Genomic DNA, 18,823 nt, shown 5'->3' with positions numbered 1-18,823 from the left:
TAGTAACGAAAATAAGGTTTGAAAGCTATGTTAAGTCCGTACCAAGTCCGAACGTGTAATTTTTAAATTTTGTATATAGTATGGGAAAGATTTCTCAAGGAATTTTAGGAGGCTTATCTGGTAAGGTAGGTAACATTGTTGGTGGTAGCTGGAAAGGTATCGACTACATTAGAATTAAGCCATCTAGCGTGGCGAATCCTCGAACAGAGGGACAAGTAAATCAGCGTAATAAATTTACCATTACATTGGAGTATTTGCAAGCGACTAAAGATTTTATCAAAATCGGTTATAAGTCATTTGCGACAAAGAAAACGGAATTTAATGCAGCAATGTCTTATGTATTAAATAATGCAGTAGGAGGTATTGCACCTAACTTCACGATTGATTATTCTTTAGCCTTATTAAGTAGAGGTTCTTTATCTGGAGTATTGAATGGCACAACCGATTTAGCAACCGCAGGACAAGTAAGTTTTGATTGGGATGATAACTCGGCAGAAGGTAACGCAAATGTAACAGACAAGGCGATGGTATTGGTTTACAATCCAAGTAAGAAAGAATCAATTTCTATTCTTGATGGTGCTGATAGAACTGTAGGTTCGCAAGTGGTTACAATACCAAATACCTATGCAGGAGACACAGTAGAGCTTTTTATGGCGTTTGTTTCTGCTGATGGTACACAAGTATCTAATAGTGTGTATTTAGGCTCTGGTACGGCAGCTTAATAACTTTAAGTTTAAATACATATTGAGAACCGTTTCTATTAATTTAGAAGCGGTTTTTTTATGCTTATAGATCACTTATTTATAAGGTTAAAAATGTTATACCTATGTTGTACCTATTTTAATATAATTTATTAAAAGTCAATAAATATAATATGTATAGAGGTATATTAATATAACACGGTGTTAGCTGTAGTTTTTATTATTCCTAATTCTATATGTTCTTATTAAATTCTCTAATTTTTTAGGGCTAATATTGAAATCATCAATTTTTATTTTTTCAAAACCATTTGAATAATCATAAATCATATAAAATTCCTTATTCTTTCCATAACCTTCTATAATAATCTCTTCATTTTTTATTTCACTCCAATTTTTGAATTCAGTAGTAGCTGTTTTTATTCCTTTATTATCTATTGTTATTTGTGGACTGAAATTAAAAACTTTTTTTATTTCCTTAAAACCAAAATATGTTCCAGATAAAACTAATAATGTTCCAATTATATAACTGTCTGATTTAAGAAGTAAATAAATTCCACCACCCAAAGCTATTAACATTATTAAAAATTCATAAGTATTTTTAATTTTCGAGTAATAAATAATTGATTTTTTAGAAACAGATTGATCTTCTTTAAAGACATCTTCTTTGTCAAATTTTTTCTCCAAGACTTTCCATTGCAATTTGTCAGAGTTAGTTCTTATTTCAGTTTTATTAAACCAACTATCGTCATTCCACATTAAACCTTGTTCGATAGCTTTCTTTTTCAGTTCGTGAACATTTCTAACTTTATTAAATGCCCAAGTTCGCCATTTCATAATCATAAAACTCCAAGTTAACCAAGCAAGTATAAATCCAATTACAAAACTGACTCCAATTCCCCAATTAGGAATTAAATTTTCAGCTGAAAAATAAAATGCTAAAGCAGGAATTCCAAACATAGATATACAAACTGGAAGATTCACAATTAAGTGACCTCTGTTTATTGCTTTACTAATTGAAATTCTTTGTTCCATAAGGTTTCGAGTGGTTAATTACAGCTAACGGTCGGTGTAAGAAACGTTGCGCTTTTGGGCGATTCATTATCCCGTTACACAACCGTTAATTAAATGTATTGAAGCTAAAAGTAGCAAAATCTGAGCAATGTTTTTTACACTTTGTTAGCGCTAGATTGATTTTCATCTCCGCTTATCAATTTGTCCTATCCTAAAATGATTGTTATGAATGGTCAGACTGGTGAAAATTAATAATCAGGTTACTGTATTGCAATCCCAATGCAAAAGAATCAAAATGCATGCAGCAAAAAGTCCGACCGTACATATCAATCACCTTACAATACTGCTGATTAATTAGTAGAAAGGAATCAGTTTAGCGACCATTAACAAAGTGTAGCCTTTAAAAATGTTGTATTGAGCGATTTAGTGTCAAATTATCATTTAAGAATCAGAACGAGTTGAAAACAGTTTTAGCACTCCGTATCCTAATGTGCGTTAATTTATCCAAGTGCAGATGCGATTAACATTTAAGTATCAAAGAATCAAAATGCTAAAAGCGAAAACATATCCAAATGTAAAAGTGATAATGAATCCCAATGTGTTTTGCGTTAAATAATCACGATAAAATCCAAGTAGGATTGAAGAAGCGATACTAAACCCACCAATCCATTTGTTTTAATCATCAATAAGGTTTTAAAAATCAAAATAATCCGATTGCGCCGCACAAAAACAATTAAAAGAGCCAAGCTAAACAACTTGATTTAATGTCAAAATCTCATCATGACGTTGCTGCTGTGAAATTTAGCGCTAACGTTGATGTATAAGATTAGTTGCGTATTCTATGCACTAAAGTTAACAAATAAATCGCAGATAGAAAGTCCGCGAGGACTTTCGTAAACTGGCTCTTACTAGTAATTAATTTTATACGGTGTTGCCATTAGTTATTTTATTCCGAGTTTTGTTAATAATTCAGTTTCGTCAAAACCTGAACAAGAACTTTCCTCAATTTTTATTTCTTCATCTCCAACTTTAAGATAATAATATGCGTGATTTGTACAATCTCCCTTAGGTCTATTCATCAATTTCATTTGTTTTTCGAAAGTTTCGATAAATACAATATCTTGTTCAGAGATAGTTTTCTTAACTACAAATTTCTTTTTCCTATTTGAGTTTTCGGGATATTCCCAATAAATATATTTAGCTAATATTTTATTCTTTTTAGGAATTATTTCGAGTTTAGAGTTGTTTCTTCCGAAACAATGAGCAACAGTCATTTTCAAATTCCAATTATTTCTCTTTTCTAACGCTTTTGTTATTAATGATTTTGAATTGTAATCTTTGAATTTATCTACACAAAGATATATTTGTTGATTGTTTTCTGTTATTTGAAAAACTGTATCTAATTTTTGCTTATAAATATTTTTAAATTCAACTTTTACTTTCGGTTCGTTTGTTTTAAATATATATTGAAAACTCCAGTATTTTGTTTTGTCAATTACTAACTCGTGTTTAGTCAAAATCTTAAATTCAGTTCTTTTTATGTCAGTCGTAGAAGTATTTCCAGATTTACAGTCAAATGTGAGTAATTCAATCGTTTTTTGGCTGTAAACAAGACTTGAATAAAATAGTAAAACTAAAATTATGATTTTTTGCAATTCGTTCGTTTTTAATTAATGGCAACGTTGTTGTATAAGATTAGTTGCGTGTTTTAAGCACTAAAGTTAGCAAATAAATCACAGATAGAAAGTCCGCGAGGACTTTCGTAAACTGGCTAAAACCAGCAATTAATTTTATACGGTGTTAGGCACAGTTTTTATTTAATTCCAAATTGAAATAACAATGGTCTTTCAATAATTTCATAAATATTGTCAGGTTTCTTATTCTCAACTTTTACGAAAGTAATTTTCTTTGAATTTATATCTTTTACGAAACTATTTTCAAATTCAGTCAAGTTTTTCTTTGTCAGAAGTCTTTTAGATTTGTCCAGAATATTTGAAATAGTCATTTTCTTTCCTACCATATCATTATCAATCCTATTTTGAATTAGTCTGATAAAATCATCATAGGTGTCTATCATCGTTTCTACTTTACCTTTCATTTTTTTGTCATTAACAAATAAGTTTGATAGTAAATGATTAACAATTTCTAATAATAAATATAAATGTTCATCTTTCGGTTTTTCAATTTCGTGTAAGGCATCATTACCTAAAAATCTAATTGTGTGAAGCCTTTTCGATTCCGCAAGAGTTAAATGTCCATTTTTACTTAATCCATCAATTCTTTCGGCTAAATTATTTCCTTTAATTTTAAGATTGTTACAAATGGCTTCAATTATTGCTCTTAAACCACCAGCAGTTAGTATCGATGAGTTTGATTTGAATGAAGCAATAGTTTCAGCATAAATTGTTCGTATTTTTTCGGGTAAATAAAATAATTGTTGAATAGCTTCTCCACGTTTTAAATATGGTGGATAAACAGATTCATCATAATAATAATCGTGTTCTCCATAAGGTCCAGTTTGTTCAAACATTTCAGTATCTCCGTAAACTTGGTGAAATGAAATACTATCACAACCAGCACATTTTATTATAGAATAACTTTTGTACCATTGAAAATCTCCTTCTTCGTCGCCTCCTCTTTCTTCTACTTTATGGACTTCATTTTGGTTTCTTAAACCTTTACAATTATTACAAAATAGTTTATCTTTCATAGGGTTGCTCTCAAATTGTGCCTAACGTGTTTGTGTAAGGATAGTTGCGTGTTTAAGCAACTAACTTACTAAAAATGGACCAAACCTTTGGAAATTCCGCAGGAATTTCCAAGTAGGCAAGTCACAAGCAATTATTTTTACACGTTGTTGTAAAACGTTTTTTAATTATTCAGATATTTATTTTTTTCAGAGTATAATTCAGCTCCTTTCAAATTCTCAAATTTTAGATATATGGTCGTATCTAATTCAGAACGTCTAATAATTATTGAGTTAGTTCCGCTTCTTTTTATTAGCGTATCACCAATTTCTATAAATTCATAAAGATTTGGTTTTTCATAAACATAGTCAAACTGCCTTGTTATTCCATTTTTATTTAGGATAATAACATCTCTACCACCTTCTTTTAGATAGAATTTCCGCTTCACAATTCCATCGTACGATTCATTATATGATTCAGATACTGCGTTATTAAAAAATTCTTCTTGAGAATAAAAGAAGTATTCGGGAATATTTTTGAATCCGTTAATTCCAATAATTGCAAACAGCAATATTAGAATCAATAGTTTATATTTTTTCCAGAATTCTTTCAAATGTTTTACAACGTGTTTGTGTAAGATTAGTTGCGTGTTTAAGTAACTAATTTAGCAAATAAAAACCGAATAGAATATTCCGCAGGAATATTCGTAAGTAGGCTAGAACTAGCAATTAATTTTACACGTTGTTAGTTTTAGTAATTTATTTGTTACCATCTATAAAAGGAAATGAATTATTAAGACCTCTATAGTCTTTAGTCCTTCCTTCTCTAATATTATACTTTGTTTCTGCCAAGTTTTTCATTTCTTCTAATTTTTCATTTGGCAATTTACTTGCTGCTTTAGCAATTGCTAGCATTTCTTCGATTATAATATATTCATTTCTTGGGTTTAGAGCTTCACTTTCATTTAACTCAAGTAATTTTAAAGCTGCTTTTTTTAAATGTAATTTGGTTGGCGTTGGATTTATATGAATAATTAAATCTTCTATGAAAATATTATTAACTCTTTTAGATTTCTCCAAGTTTTCTATATCTAGTGCTTTCGAATATCTAGTTGATATTTCTGCTGATAAATCTGCATCTATAATTTTATTTGGGGCAATAAATGTTCCTATATTAATTTTTAGTTTATTGAAATCATATTCTAATCCACATTCTTTTAACACGTTTTGCGTGTTGTTCATATGAGGTGAAAACAAAGACTCAAAAAGATTGGTTGATTTGCTGTTTTGAATATGTCTTATATCGTAATCAGTTTTTGTGTTGAAATATGTTTTTCCACTTTCTTCTATTTCATGTAAAATTTTATCTTTAACGTCTTCAGCGCCAATTCTGTTATATTTATATAAATCAATTATTTGTGCCCATAATGTAATTTGAATTTTACCTCTAATATTATTCCTCGTGTCAATTGTGGTTGTTATTGAATACTTATTTGGTGTTGCATTTCTTTCATCGTAAATAATGGCTGAAAAAAACTTTGTCCAATAAAACCCTTCCGGATAATTTCCTTTTAAAAGTTCACCTGTCCATCTATCTTTTAATATTGCAACTTTATTTACATCAACAGAAACGGTGTCTTGATGAAATATAAAAATCCAGGGAATAAGAAAAAGAAAAAATGTAAATATTGAATCTGCACCACAAATTAACATCGATACTAGACTAATTATTATACTTAATATAGTAGAAATTGTGTAATATCTAATTTTTGATGTTTTTACCATAATCTTTGTCATTATTAAAACTAACGGTCTCGTATAACCGTCAGTTACGGGTTAATATACGCAGACTTTTCGGTTAAGCACAGACTTTAGCAATTCCGCGTGGATTCGGACGTAGTCGAATCCGCCGTAATTGCGGTTATACATTGTTGTACACAGTACTTTTTTCATTTTATCACTTCTTTCCATTTGTCAGATTCCGCAAACTCTTTTACAATTCGGTTTCTTTCAGTTAGTAATTCAGTCATATATTTTTTCAGAAACAGTTTGTCCGCTAACTTTCCTAAAATTCCAAAAGGCGATTTATAATCAAAAAAGTCTGTCATCAAAGTACCGCCATTCGATTCTGAAAAATGATGTTCGTGTTTAAATTCCGAAAACGCTCCTTTAACCATTTCATCCGCAAAGTATTTTGGTCGGTCATATTCGGTTATTTTGGAAGTCAGTTTTTGATAAATTCCAAAGTGTTTTGCTCGCCAAGTTACGCTTTCATTCATTCCGATTAATCCGCTTGTTTTTCCCGCGATTGCTTCTTCATTAGTTTGTTTGGTCGATATTTTATGCAAATCGATACTTCGTGACAAGTCAAACACGATATTTCTATCAGCTTTTATTTCGGTTTGAAGTTCGATTCTCGGCATTTTTGGGGTATTGTGTACAACGGTTCCGTATAAGAATAGTGTGTAGTTTGAGTGCGAGGATTTTCCGAAGGAAAATCGGATGCAAGCAAACAAGCACTAGCCTTTTGATTTAGGAATAAACTTACGCATTATTTTTATACAATGTTGTAGTGCGTTTTTAATTAATTATTCGTTTTAGTTTTTCCGTATATTTTTCAGGTGCAATAAAATCAATAAAATGTCCATAAATTGGGCTAATCCATTTTTTCTTTTTATTACTCCAAACAACAATCATATTAAAAGTTTTATTGTAATCCACTTTGTCAATGTCAGTCCAATAAATTTCTTTTTTTGCTCCAATTTCGTTTTTAATAATCATTGATTTTTCTCCGATTATAATTCTATACTTGTAATAATGTAAGGTCAAATAAAGTCCGATTAAGAAAAATCCAATTAGCATTAAAAGAACACTTAAAAGTCCGCCGTTTTCATATTCCTCAAGCACAAAAAATAGAACATAGATTAACAACAGGGAAATTGCAAAGCAAAAAAGTCCGAAGAAGAGAATCAATTTTCCAGGTTTTAAATTCATTCAGATTGGGTTTTTATAGAGTATTGTTTTTCAAATCTATTTATTTTGAAATCTGAAAATATTAACTCGAATAAATTGAATACTTTTTTTTAACAATTTGGGAATTCCGAGTATTATTTTTCCATATATAATTTCAATGAAAAAACGACCCAAAACTTCTGAAATAAATTCCGTAATAATTTCAAATATAATCACAATTTTAATTCAATTTCACGGTTTCTTAAATGCACTACAACGGTCTCGTATAAGAATAGTAGCGGATTAGCACGCACTAATTTTTCGGTTAAACAAAGACCTTTTTTATATTTACTTACTTTATTTTTTGCGATTAAACCGCTATTATTTTTATACATTGTTGTAATGCGTTTTTAATATTTCATCAATTGCGTTCACTACATAATCCGCATTTTCTTTACTAAAACATAAGGCAGGTTTAGTTTTTATAATGTTGTCGAAAGGACCATCTGTACTTATCAATATGTGTTTACTGCGTAATTCATTCTTAATATGACTAGCTAGTTCTGTATTTGGGTCTTTAGAATTATCTTTTACTATTTCGCAACCGATAAATAATCCGCTACCTCTAACATCTCCAATACAAGGATATTTATGCATTAATTCTATTAAACGCAAAGTATAATGTTCACCCACTACTTTAGCATTTTCTTGTAATTCCTCCTCTTCTATAACATCCAATACCGCAGTCGCTATAGCACAAGAAACAGGATTGCCTCCAAATGAGCTAAAAAATTCTACACCCTTTTCAAAAGATGCAGCAATTTCTTCAGTACAAACCACAGCTCCCATAGGATGTCCGTTTGCAATTGGTTTCCCAAGTATTACCATATCGGGTATTACATCAGAAGCTTCAAATCCCCAAAAGTGTTCTCCTAGTCGCCCAAAGCCTGTTTGTACTTCATCACTAATACAAACTCCACCTTGTGCCCTTATAGCTGGATACACTTCATTTAAATATCCTTTGGGTAGTGGTACTTGACCTGCACAACCCACAATAGGTTCACTAATGAACGCAGAAATTGACACAGTACTCTCTTTAATTTGTGCTACTGCATCTAATCCATATAACTGCCCAGCATTGGGATTGTCTGTTTGATATTTTCCTTTATAAATGTCTGGTATAGTTGTTTTTATTATGTGTTTTTTTTGACCATTTCCTTTAGGATTATTGAATTTATAATCACTTATATCAATAGATGTTTGTGTATTACCGTGATAACCAAGCTCCATTACCATCATATGTTTTGTACCTGTATGATTATTTACCATTCTAATAGCTAAATCACTAGCTGCACTTCCAGAATTGACAAAAAACACTTTGTTTAACTTAGAGGGGAAGTGGCTCAATAGTTTTTCAGCATATATAGCTAGTTCGTCAAAAAGGTACCTTGTGTTGGTATTCAGTTTAGCCATTTGCTTTTTACCAGCTTCTACTACCTTTGGGTGAGAATGTCCTACGTGCGGAATGTTGTTGTAAGCGTCTAAAAACGTATTTCCATCAGCATCATACATATATTGAAATGCTGAACGAACCATATGAATTGGCTCTTTATAACTTAATGATAATATAGGGCTGATGTGCTGATGTCTTCTTTTTAGGACTTCCTGAATATCAATCTGTTTTAGCTTTGGGAAACCTGCCGCTTCTCTGAATTCATTTTCAGCTTTGATTGGATTTATTGCTAGCCAACGGTAAAGCATTTTCCAAGCGGACTTCTCGCTAACAGATGCATAGGTATTATCTGGGTCTGTTTTGCGTGCGTGAGCAGAATTACACACGCTAGTGCACAGTCTTGCAGCTATGAGGTAATACAAAATTTTGAGCTCTTTCTCTTCTAAAGGAAGCTCTTGATGGTACGACTTAACAAGTATTATTGCCCATTCGAGTGGATTTTCTTTGTCATAGCAACCGTAAGTAATAGCAATCGCCAATTCGTTAATCAAGAAAGTATGTGCAACATCTCCGAAATCAATGATTCCAGAAATTTTACCATCTTGAACGAGTACGTTCCATTCATTAGCATCATTATGAATAACTTGTTTTCTAAGTTCTGGAATGACAGGTCGTACAATTTCTTCAAACTGATTGAAAAAATAAGTAACTACATTCCTATCTTTTGAATTTGGAATGTCATTGATGTACTTTTTGTTTAAATCAAAGTATTGAATATCCCATTCCCATTTTCTGGCTTGAATGTTATAGTTTTTAAAGTCTTTTAATTTGATGTCTAGCTTAGCCAAAAAAATTCCCAAGGATTCAAATAAGGACGGTGTATGTTTTGCTTTGCCAAGAAACTCTCCCTTTAAAAAAGAAAGCATACGCGAAATTACTTTGCCATCATCCGAGTCTATTACTTTTACAAAGGAATGGTCTTTAAAAGGAACAGGCTTTGGAATATATGAATCAAACTCTTCTTGTAAGTAAAGAAGCGTATCATTCTCTGCTTCAACGGTATCTTTTAGCGATTCTGAAAATTTATAAGTCTTATAGATATAATCATTTTCTACTGTCGTGATATGATAGTTCTTATTATCATAACCATCAAGTGTCTTATTATTTAGTATTTTTATACTAAATTCTTTTTCTAAAAATGTATTCATTTATTTAAATATCTCGTCAGGGTTAGTAAATGATTTAAATTCCAAAGGGTTACCACTAAAATCAAACACAAACATTGTCTGTTGTTCACCAACCTTTCCTTCGTATCTTTTTTGTGGTTTAACAACAAAGTTAATTTTTTCGGATTCTAATTTCTTTTGAATTCTTTCAAATTTATCTCTGTCTAATAAACATCCAAAATGAGGAATTGGAACGCTAATTCCATCCACTTTTCCGCAGTAATCTAATTCGGGAAAATTGTCACTAATGTGAGCTGAAAGCTGATTGTCAAAAAAATCAAAATCAATCCAAGTTTTTGTAGATCTACCTTCTTCACAACCCAAAATATTTACGTAGAATTTTCTTGTTGATTCTATATCCTTTACTTTAAATGCATAGTGGAATGATGCCATACTTTTGTAATTTTTTTATTTGTTCTTAAATGCATTACAACGTTTATGTATAAGGAAAGTTGCGTGTTTGTGTGCGAGGATTTTCCGAAGGAAAATCAGAAGCTAGCAAACGAGCAACTAACTTTGGTTTAGCTAAAACTAGCAATTTTTTTTATACGGTGTTGTAGCCAGTGTTTTATTCAGTTCTTTTTATTCGCGTTAATCAAAAAATAAATCATCGGAATAAAAATCATTGCCATAGTTAAAGGTAAAAACCAAGTTCCAAGTCCGTCTGCATTTCCGTTTACATTTTGAATTGTTCTAAAAACAATTAGTCCAAAAATTAGTACAATAACTAATTTTAAAACTCTCAGCATTCGAGTTGCATTTGTATATTGATTTAAAGCATTTTCTTTTGTTATTTCACTCGGATAATTAAACACGTGTGGATTTTTATTTAGAATTGTCAATCCAATAAATAATATTGTCGAAATTATCGGTAATGCAAATATATTTGTCTTATCTCCAAATCCATCAGCTTTTCCAGTTCCATTGTAATGAGTTGGAATTATTTCGGGCAACTCAAAATAATTTATTAAAGTCAAAGACCATATTCCGAAAATCGCAGACCAACCTAATATCTCAAGAATCTTGTCGGTTAGTGTTAATTGTAATTCTATTCTCGGTCTTTTATTCATATTTTGTTCTTTTCCAAAATGTTGCTCTCACATTGGCTACAACGTGTTTGTATAAAAAGAGTTGCGTTTTTTGTGTGCGAGGAATTTCCGAAGGAAATTCAGAAGTAGCAAAAAATGCAACTAACTTTGGTTAAGCACTAATGTAGCAATTTTTTTTATACGGTGTTGCAAGTAGTAGTTTGTTTTCAGTTTATAATTCCGTTTATTTCACTTTTTACTTTTTAAAATTCAGACTTTAAACAACAATTTCACCAAGTTTACAATTCAGAGTTTGAGTAAATTCCGCAATTCTGATTTTCAGAGCTTGAGTGATTTTCTATTATTTTAAATTTTCAAAGTCTTCTATGAGTGAGGAACTATTCCAAAAATTAGAATAATATTCCAATTGGTAACATAATCAGATAATAAAGAATGTAAATTCTTAAGAAGTAATCAAAATTCAAGATTTCAGATTTGTTAAGAAAACTATTTTTTTTCTGTTCTATATTAAACCAACCATAAAGAATTACTCCAGATACAAATATTCCTATACTCATTGATATTAGCAAGCCTAAACACAACTTTAAAAAAGACATTTCTACATTATTTTGAACATTGAAATTCAAATTGTAAATAATGTAGAATAAAAATATTCCAATTATTGAAAACATTTTTATTTTTCGGTTTTCAAGTTTTTTCCAAATTATGTTTTCCGAAAAAAATGTTCTCATTTATTCTTTATATTTTCAAAGTTCGAGTGATTTCCGCTATTACTTGCAACGTGATTGTGTATGGTTAGTTGCGTGATTAAGCACCTAATTTAGCAAATAAATCACAGATAGAATATTCCGCAGGAATGTTCGTAAGTCGGCAGTGACCAAGCAATTAATTATACACGGTGTTACCTGCTGTATTTTATTCTTTATTCCGAATATAATATTTTCACAGCTTTGTCAAATTTTATTGGAAAATTATATATCGAAGCGATTTTTGTTCGTTCAGGTCCTAATTCAGCAGGATTCCATTCATTAGGTATTAATTCCGCTAACCTTAAAGCCTCCGAGTTTAATTTATCGTTCTCGCTTTTCATAATTTTGGGCTTCTCAAGATTTCCAGTGCTATCAATTTTTATCGAAATCCAGACTGTTCCTTTTTCGTCCGTCAATATCATATTCGAGTATATAATTTTGGGAATACTGTCAAGTCCGTATTTAAATTCCGCACGATACTCAATCGGGTCAATTATTCCGTCCATTTCATATTGAGCTGATTCATCAGTCAGTTCCGATTTTTCTTTATCGGTCTTACAGCTTAAAATCAGAAGTGGAATTATGAATATTAGCAGTTTCTTCATATTGCAGGTAACGTTGATGTGTATGATTTCGTTGCGTGTTTAAGCACTAAAGTTAGCAAATAAAAACCGAATAGAAAATCCGCGAGGATTTTCGTAAGTTAGCTAAAACTAGCAATGAATTATACACGTTGTTGCCACCAGTTATTTTATATTTTAAAGTTTATGACATCTTTGTGTTCAGTTTTAAAGTATCCATCTTCATCATTTTCGAATTTCGCAATTTTAACTTTGAAATAAGCCGTTTTAGGGACTTGAGCTTTTCCAAATCGAAAATATGTTCTTCCATCTTGGTCGATTACTTCTATATCGTTTATTGGTTCAAAATTCAGATTGTCAGTACTCATTTTTAGACTTACTGACCATTCGTTATTCGGTAAATCCTCAAATGTGAAATAATAAAATTCTTTATCAGCCATTAGCTTTGGAACTTCCGTAAATCCAATCATAAACCATATTGGCTTTATAAATTGAGACTTATTAAATTCCTCAAGAGTCAGAGGTTCTTTAAGAAGTTGCCATTTATTCTCTTCTGGATAGTGTGTGATTATCGAGAATTCTGGTTTTATATCAAAATAATATTCAGATATTTCTTGGTCTTTTGAAGTTCCCCAAGTCGTGTCAACTAAAATCCATTTGTCATTTATTTTGATAGCGTTCCAAGCGTGTCTGAAATTATCGTCAGATTCCAGTTCCACATAATGATTTCTTAAATCTCGAATATGTCCTGATATCACGACAGTTTCTATATCAGCCCAATCCAAAAACCATTTATATAAATTTGCATATCCAGCACAGACTCCTTTTCTATTTTCATAAACAACAGATTCATTTTGTAGTTCCCAAAATTTCTCATTACTTAATTCTCCATTTATTGTCTTTGAGAATGTTTCTTCGTCATATTGGATATTTGAACCAATCCAATAGTAAAAAAATTTGGCTAATTCTTCTTTGTCTTTTAGGTTTTCCTCTGCATAAGTCGTTAAATCCCACATATCAAGATTCAATTCATTCGTTTTTTCTACCAACGCCTTTATTGATTCCGTTTGAGAAATCACAGAATTAGCTGAAAACAATATGAAAAATGCAATGCAGAAAGTTCGTTTCATAATTGGTGGCAACGTTAATGTATAAGAATAGTTGCGGGTTTGTATGCGAGGATTTTCCGAAGGAAAATCAGACGTTACAAACACGCAACGACCTTTGATTAAGCCCTAAACCGCAATTATTTTTATACGGTGTTAGGCAACGTTATTTTAAAATCCAATTCCAATATCAATTCCTCCATTTATCGAAAACCCTGTTCCGAATGCATCAGCTCTACTATTATTTTCATCAACACTACCCAAAGCAATTCCTGCACCTAAATACGGATTTAAGATAATTCTTTTTGCTATAATAAATTGATATCCAAAAAGACCTCTGATATTAAAAATTGAATAATCATTATCAACTAAAGTTGAAAGTTGGTTATTACTATCTGTATATGTGTATTTTTCATTTAATTTCAGATATTGAATTCCTGGACTCACATATAAACCTTTTGGTGCCTTTAAATGACTAAAAAAGTACCTATACTCAGCATTTAGTGTAAATCCCTCAACTACTCGTTGATTATTATTGTTAAATGAATTTGTTCCAAATGCATCCTCAAAATCGTCATCGGCATCACTACCAGATACATCTCTTAATGTTCCAGTTCCGAAACCAATTTTTATTGCTCCTTTTTCGCTAATCACTCTTTCATATTGAAATTCATAAAAACCAGTAACTAAGCCTAAGGCATTAATTCGGATTGAGTTGTTAATTTCAGAATCTGATTGAGCATTTAGATTAATAGAGGTCACTAATACAATTAGTAATAAAGTCAATTTTCTCATTTTTTTCATTTTAGTTTTGTGGGTTAATGTTGCCTAACGTGCATGTATAAGGTGTGTAGCGTAAATTTAACGAAAAATAGATAGAAAATGAGAACATTAAAAGAAAAAAAAGAGTATCCAAATAAACAGAAAAAAAGCTATACATTTTATACGGTGTTGGGCAACGTTTTTATTTTTTTATTTCCGCTTGAACCTGAGCAGCCTTGGTTAAGTCCATTTCGTCGATTTGAGGCTTGGTTTGATAATCTGCCTTGGTGTCGTAGGAATTATTTTGACTTTGGCAATTTAGTTTTGGTTCTTTTAGGTTCAATTCCGTCTGTTTTATTGATTGTTCTAATTTATCTACTTTATCAGATAGCTTATTAGATTCCGAAAAAGTCAACCAAAGAGATATAATTGTTGAAATAGCTATTATGATTTGAAAAAACCCAGTCGATATGTTGTTAAAAATGCTTGAGCCAAATAAAAGTCCATCGTTTAATATTGATTTTGATGAGAATAAAGTTATTCCGTCGTCTGTTGCAAAACAATATGGATTAGTTAATTCAGATTCGTTTTCGCTACAATGAATTAATTTTTTATAAAATAAATAATCTGATTGAATATTAACATCTTTTAAATCCTCGTTTATGTTTTCACAAATTTGTTTCAATGTAAATTTCCATTCTTGTGGTGGATTAAGTCCGCCATTTTTCATTCGCTCATTAGATAAAAATTCTAATATTTTATGTCGGATTCGATATGATTTTGGTATAAGGTATTTCATTTTTCAAAAGTGTGATTGGTAATGTTGCCCAACGGTCTTGTATATGGAAAGTTGCGGGTTTGCGTGCGAGGAATTTCCGAAGGAAATTCAGACGTAGCAAACGTGCAACGACCATAGAATTAAGCACAAAATAGCAATTTTTTATATACGTTGTTGCCAACTGTGCTTTGTTATTTTTTTATTTCCGCGTTTCTCTTTTCAGGATTTGAGTAAGTTCATTTGTTTTTAATTCCGCAAACTTGCTCAAATTCCGATTTATTGTTTTTCGGTAAAGTGGAAGTCAGACGTCATTTTTAGGTTTCGTTCCGTTTCCAATTATCCGTAATTTTGTCAAATTCCGAACAGCGATTCATTCAGATTTTGAGTGAGCAATTCCGACGTTGCTTTTCATTCCGCATTTGAGTGAGAATTCAGCATGATTTTCAGAATTCCACAACATAGTTTTTTCGTTTTTACTTTCTTAAAAATCTAAAAAAAAACCGAAAATAAACTAAGCTTTTTATTATCCGCAAACTTGCTCCAGCATTGTTGGCAACGTGTTTGTGTATGATTTCGTTGCGTGTTTCAGCAACTAATTTAGCAAATACAAACCAAATAGAAAATCCTCGCGGATTTTCGTAAGTAGGCGAGTACTAGCAATGAATTATACACGTTGTTGCCATTAGTTTTTTTGTTCCGCAAGACATTTCTCCATTCCTAATTTAGCATTTTTAAATTCAGGTAAATATCTTTCTTTAAAGCTCATTTTCGGCTTTCGTTTATCAACTTCTATTTTAAAATCCTCGAACTCTGGCAAGGCAAACTTATAAAATGCTTTTCCATTAAATTTTGGCATATTTTCCACATATTCTATTGCTCTGAAGCAATTATCAGGAAATCGAGCTGTCGCATAAGAAGATACTTGATTTCCAACGTGTCGCATTGCAGTTAAAAAAAGTATTGCTTTTTCCGAATCGTTATCAAGATTTAGATTATCCAAGTCAATATTGGTTTCAGCTAAATCCATTGGCTTTTGTTTATTCAAAACATCTATGAAAATAGAACTGTAATAAAATGCTAAAAGTTCATTTCTTGTCGGTAAATTTTTAATTGAGTTCTTAACGACTTTTTTGGTTGATAATTTTTTCAGTCCAACGTGTGGCCCATTAAATGAATTCCATTTGAGTTTAGTATTTAAATAATGAGCTACGAGAGTATTATCAGTTGGTTTGCTTAAAAACTGATTAGAAGTTATATTATTTTGCTTTTTGCTTAATTCGACAAAAAATCCCTTAATTTGATTTAATTCAGGTTCATTAAATTCCGAGTTATTTGATGTTCCGTTATTTTCCCAAACAGCAACTATATATTCTGGTATTATTTCATTGTATTCCACTTCTTTATTTTGTCCGAAAACAGAATTAATTGATAGAAATAATATTGCTAAAATCGTTATTTTCATAGTTTGGGTCAAATTAATGGCAACGTGTTTGTACAAGGTTAGTTGCTGTGGTTAAGCAATAAAGTTAGTAAATAATTACTGACAAAGAAAATCCGCGAGGATTTTCGTAAGTAAGCAGTAAGTAAGCAATTAATTTTGTACGGTGTTGTGTGTAGTGTTTTTATTCAAATTTCGAATTTAAAATTATATTTTCAATTACTTTTTTTTTCTCCACGCTATTACTTACAATTATTATGTCTAACTTTTTTATTCCAAACATTTTACTATAAACTTTCATTTCATAATTTTTTCCAGATTTATTCAGAGTTTTGAAATTAAAAGTTTGGAATTCTTGTCCGTCAATTATTTCTTTACTTATGTTTTTCTCAAATTCGGTATTTGGTCGATTTTTTGTAAATGATTTAATGACTATTTCATTCGCTTTTTTAAATTCATTTTCTAAAGTTTGTTCAGAATTCAGTTCAGTAATTTGCGCTTTAATAGAATTAAATTTTCCATTATTATAATTAAATAAGGTTTTAGCTATAATTTTCACCTTTTTTTCTGGGTAAGCTGATTCAATTAGTTTTATTCCTTTTTCTTTCGTGATTTCAGAAGTTCTTATGGGAACTTCGTTAAATTCATTTGGAATTTCCATAGACCATTTTAATTCCTCAATATGAATTTCTTTTTCAAACTTTTCACAACTGAAAGTTAGAATTAAAATAATAAATAACAATACCTTTTTCATAGGTTTTAAATTCAGAATTGAGTCAGTTTTTTCATTACACACAACGGTTCCGTATAAGAATAGTGCGTAGTTTGAGTGCGAGGATTTTCCGAAGGAAAATCAGATGCAAGCAAACAAGCACTAACTTTTGATTTAGGAATAAACTTACGCATTATTTTTATACAATGTTAGCTGTAGTTTTTATTTTTTCCGAATGCCAATAGTATGTCGGCAATTGGATAAGCTAAAGCGACAACTATTCCAAATATTCCGTATAATGTCTTTCCTTCACGCAAAAAACCAGTTATCGAAAACCATAAAAGTAGTAAGCAAAAAGGGTAGAGTAGAAGTCTTGTTAAAATCTTCGTAAAAGTCCATTCTTTAACCTTTTCTTTCTTTAATTCCGCTTTCGGTTTGTTTACAAGTTCAGGATTATTTGCTCGTTCTATATTTCCTATGGCTTCTTTCAGTTCGTCAGTCAAATTTTTTGTTTCGTACTTTTTTGCTTTTGACATTACTAAATGCAACAAAGTTCCAATTACAGAAATTCCGATTATTCCAATAATGGCAGTCTTAAATTCAGACGTAAATAACAAAACCAAAACAACTACAATAAAAAATCCGATTGATATTTTATTCAGAAGTTTGTGATAAGGGTTTTTCTCCGTTTTTATTCCGTTCAGTTCTCCGTTTTGGTCAAAAGTCAAATGAAAAATAGGATAGGCTCCTCTCAAAAAATGTGCAGACCTCCAAATGAGAAGTTCAGTCGATTTTATTTCTCCGCTGTATTTTGTGGTGTTGTAAAAAAACGCATCGTTCCAATGATTTTTCAGAGTACTTTTTTTGTTCTGAATTATTAATTTTTCGATGTCTTTTTTTTCTACCATAAAGGTTGGTTCAAATTACAGCTAACGGGATTGTGTATGGTTAGTTGCGTGTTTAAGCAACTAATTTAGTAAACAAAAACGAACGCGAGAAAATTCCGAAGGAATTTTCCAAATAATCACTTGCCAAAGCAATTAATTATACACGGTGTTGTAACCAGTTTTTTAAAATCCGATTATTGATAAAGCTGGTTCAGATTTATAACATTTATCATTCCGCTTTTCAGCCATATAATCAGTCGTAAACTTTATATTTATGCCATTATTTATATAGGATTCAAACTTCAAATTTTCTCCGATTTTGTCTTCTCCGTAAAGATGCCATTCAAATAATATTTTGTCAGCATTTTTAATCCGCAATTCCTTTTTTCCGATTTCTAAATTCGAAGGATTCCAAATTTTTAAATTTTCTTCTTCGTTTAAAGTAAGAATGAGAATATTTTTTCCGTTATCAAATTCCACGCTTTTTATTTCGTGGTAATTGTCCATAGGTTTTCCGAACCAATTTCCCCAAAAACGTAGTGTTCCACCATTAATTTTTAATTCTCCGAAATGTTGCTCAAATTCAGATGCAGATAGTTTTAAATCAGCTTGAAATTCATTGGTTTTCTTTTCCGTTTGAGTTGACCAATATGAAATTCCTAATAATGCTAAAACTCCGATAATTATAATGGTTAGTAGGTTCATTGTTCAAATTGGTTACAACGGTTTTGT

General features: G+C 30.8%; 19 protein-coding genes. 1 reads left to right on the top strand and 18 read right to left on the bottom strand.

Annotated features, from left to right (window positions below):
* The first annotated feature begins 80 nt into the window (after positions 1-80).
* Positions 81-722: a DUF6266 family protein gene (locus SJY43_RS15450; protein WP_396601640.1), complete on the top strand. Its 642-nt coding sequence runs from the start codon at positions 81-83 to the stop codon at positions 720-722.
* Between the two features lie 183 nt (positions 723-905).
* On the opposite strand, the gene SJY43_RS15445 is transcribed toward SJY43_RS15450, so the two are convergent.
* The 18 genes from SJY43_RS15445 to SJY43_RS15360 all read right to left on the bottom strand — a co-directional run bounded on the left by SJY43_RS15445 (position 906) and on the right by SJY43_RS15360 (position 18,796).
* Complete coding sequence (locus SJY43_RS15445) at positions 906-1,733, bottom strand: hypothetical protein (RefSeq protein WP_396601639.1); 828 nt, start codon at positions 1,731-1,733, stop codon at positions 906-908.
* A 920-nt stretch (positions 1,734-2,653) separates the two neighbouring features.
* Positions 2,654-3,367: a hypothetical protein gene (locus SJY43_RS15440; RefSeq protein ID WP_396601638.1), complete on the bottom strand. Its 714-nt coding sequence runs from the start codon at positions 3,365-3,367 to the stop codon at positions 2,654-2,656.
* 158 nt (positions 3,368-3,525) lie between these two features.
* Positions 3,526-4,422, bottom strand: coding sequence for a DUF4145 domain-containing protein (locus tag SJY43_RS15435; protein ID WP_396601637.1), 897 nt, complete (start codon positions 4,420-4,422; stop codon positions 3,526-3,528).
* A gap of 161 nt (positions 4,423-4,583) precedes the next feature.
* Entirely contained in the window at positions 4,584-4,982 is a 399-nt protein-coding gene (locus SJY43_RS15430) for a hypothetical protein (RefSeq protein WP_396601636.1), read from the bottom strand.
* A gap of 175 nt (positions 4,983-5,157) precedes the next feature.
* A complete protein-coding gene (locus tag SJY43_RS15425; RefSeq protein ID WP_396601635.1) occupies positions 5,158-6,195 on the bottom strand; it encodes a hypothetical protein in 1,038 nt (345 codons plus the stop codon).
* Between the two features lie 152 nt (positions 6,196-6,347).
* Positions 6,348-6,821 carry a cell division protein gene (locus SJY43_RS15420; RefSeq protein WP_396601634.1) on the bottom strand — a complete coding sequence of 158 codons (474 nt, stop codon included), beginning with the start codon at positions 6,819-6,821 and terminating at the stop codon, positions 6,348-6,350.
* Between the two features lie 157 nt (positions 6,822-6,978).
* On the bottom strand, positions 6,979-7,392 hold the full coding sequence (locus SJY43_RS15415) for a hypothetical protein (protein ID WP_396601633.1): 414 nt from the start codon (positions 7,390-7,392) through the stop codon (positions 6,979-6,981).
* Between the two features lie 345 nt (positions 7,393-7,737).
* Positions 7,738-10,011: an aminotransferase class III-fold pyridoxal phosphate-dependent enzyme gene (locus SJY43_RS15410; protein ID WP_396601632.1), complete on the bottom strand. Its 2,274-nt coding sequence runs from the start codon at positions 10,009-10,011 to the stop codon at positions 7,738-7,740.
* The gene (locus SJY43_RS15405; protein ID WP_396601631.1) at positions 10,012-10,422 is read right to left on the bottom strand and encodes a VOC family protein; all 411 of its coding nucleotides are present in this window, start codon (positions 10,420-10,422) and stop codon (positions 10,012-10,014) included.
* Positions 10,423-10,601: 179 nt separating this feature from the next.
* Positions 10,602-11,099, bottom strand: coding sequence for a DUF1648 domain-containing protein (locus SJY43_RS15400; protein ID WP_396601630.1), 498 nt, complete (start codon positions 11,097-11,099; stop codon positions 10,602-10,604).
* Between the two features lie 901 nt (positions 11,100-12,000).
* Complete coding sequence (locus SJY43_RS15395; RefSeq protein WP_396601618.1) at positions 12,001-12,432, bottom strand: energy transducer TonB; 432 nt, start codon at positions 12,430-12,432, stop codon at positions 12,001-12,003.
* Between the two features lie 146 nt (positions 12,433-12,578).
* Positions 12,579-13,538: a transglutaminase domain-containing protein gene (locus SJY43_RS15390; RefSeq protein ID WP_396601629.1), complete on the bottom strand. Its 960-nt coding sequence runs from the start codon at positions 13,536-13,538 to the stop codon at positions 12,579-12,581.
* A 147-nt stretch (positions 13,539-13,685) separates the two neighbouring features.
* Complete coding sequence (locus SJY43_RS15385; protein ID WP_396601628.1) at positions 13,686-14,309, bottom strand: hypothetical protein; 624 nt, start codon at positions 14,307-14,309, stop codon at positions 13,686-13,688.
* Positions 14,310-14,478: 169 nt separating this feature from the next.
* On the bottom strand, positions 14,479-15,075 hold the full coding sequence (locus tag SJY43_RS15380; protein ID WP_396601627.1) for a hypothetical protein: 597 nt from the start codon (positions 15,073-15,075) through the stop codon (positions 14,479-14,481).
* A 661-nt stretch (positions 15,076-15,736) separates the two neighbouring features.
* Positions 15,737-16,516, bottom strand: coding sequence for a hypothetical protein (locus tag SJY43_RS15375; protein WP_396601626.1), 780 nt, complete (start codon positions 16,514-16,516; stop codon positions 15,737-15,739).
* 160 nt (positions 16,517-16,676) lie between these two features.
* Positions 16,677-17,246, bottom strand: coding sequence for a hypothetical protein (locus SJY43_RS15370; RefSeq protein WP_396601625.1), 570 nt, complete (start codon positions 17,244-17,246; stop codon positions 16,677-16,679).
* A gap of 167 nt (positions 17,247-17,413) precedes the next feature.
* The gene (locus SJY43_RS15365; protein WP_396601624.1) at positions 17,414-18,112 is read right to left on the bottom strand and encodes a hypothetical protein; all 699 of its coding nucleotides are present in this window, start codon (positions 18,110-18,112) and stop codon (positions 17,414-17,416) included.
* A 162-nt stretch (positions 18,113-18,274) separates the two neighbouring features.
* Positions 18,275-18,796, bottom strand: a complete 522-nt coding sequence (locus SJY43_RS15360; protein ID WP_396601623.1) for a hypothetical protein — start codon at positions 18,794-18,796, stop codon at positions 18,275-18,277.
* Between the last annotated feature and the right edge of the window lie 27 nt (positions 18,797-18,823).

It is taken from the genome of Algibacter sp. R77976, from assembly GCF_044594645.1.
GTDB lineage: Bacteria > Bacteroidota > Bacteroidia > Flavobacteriales > Flavobacteriaceae > Algibacter_B.
Note: the sequence above shows the minus strand (reverse complement) of the source record. Positions and strands in the feature narration are given on the sequence as shown.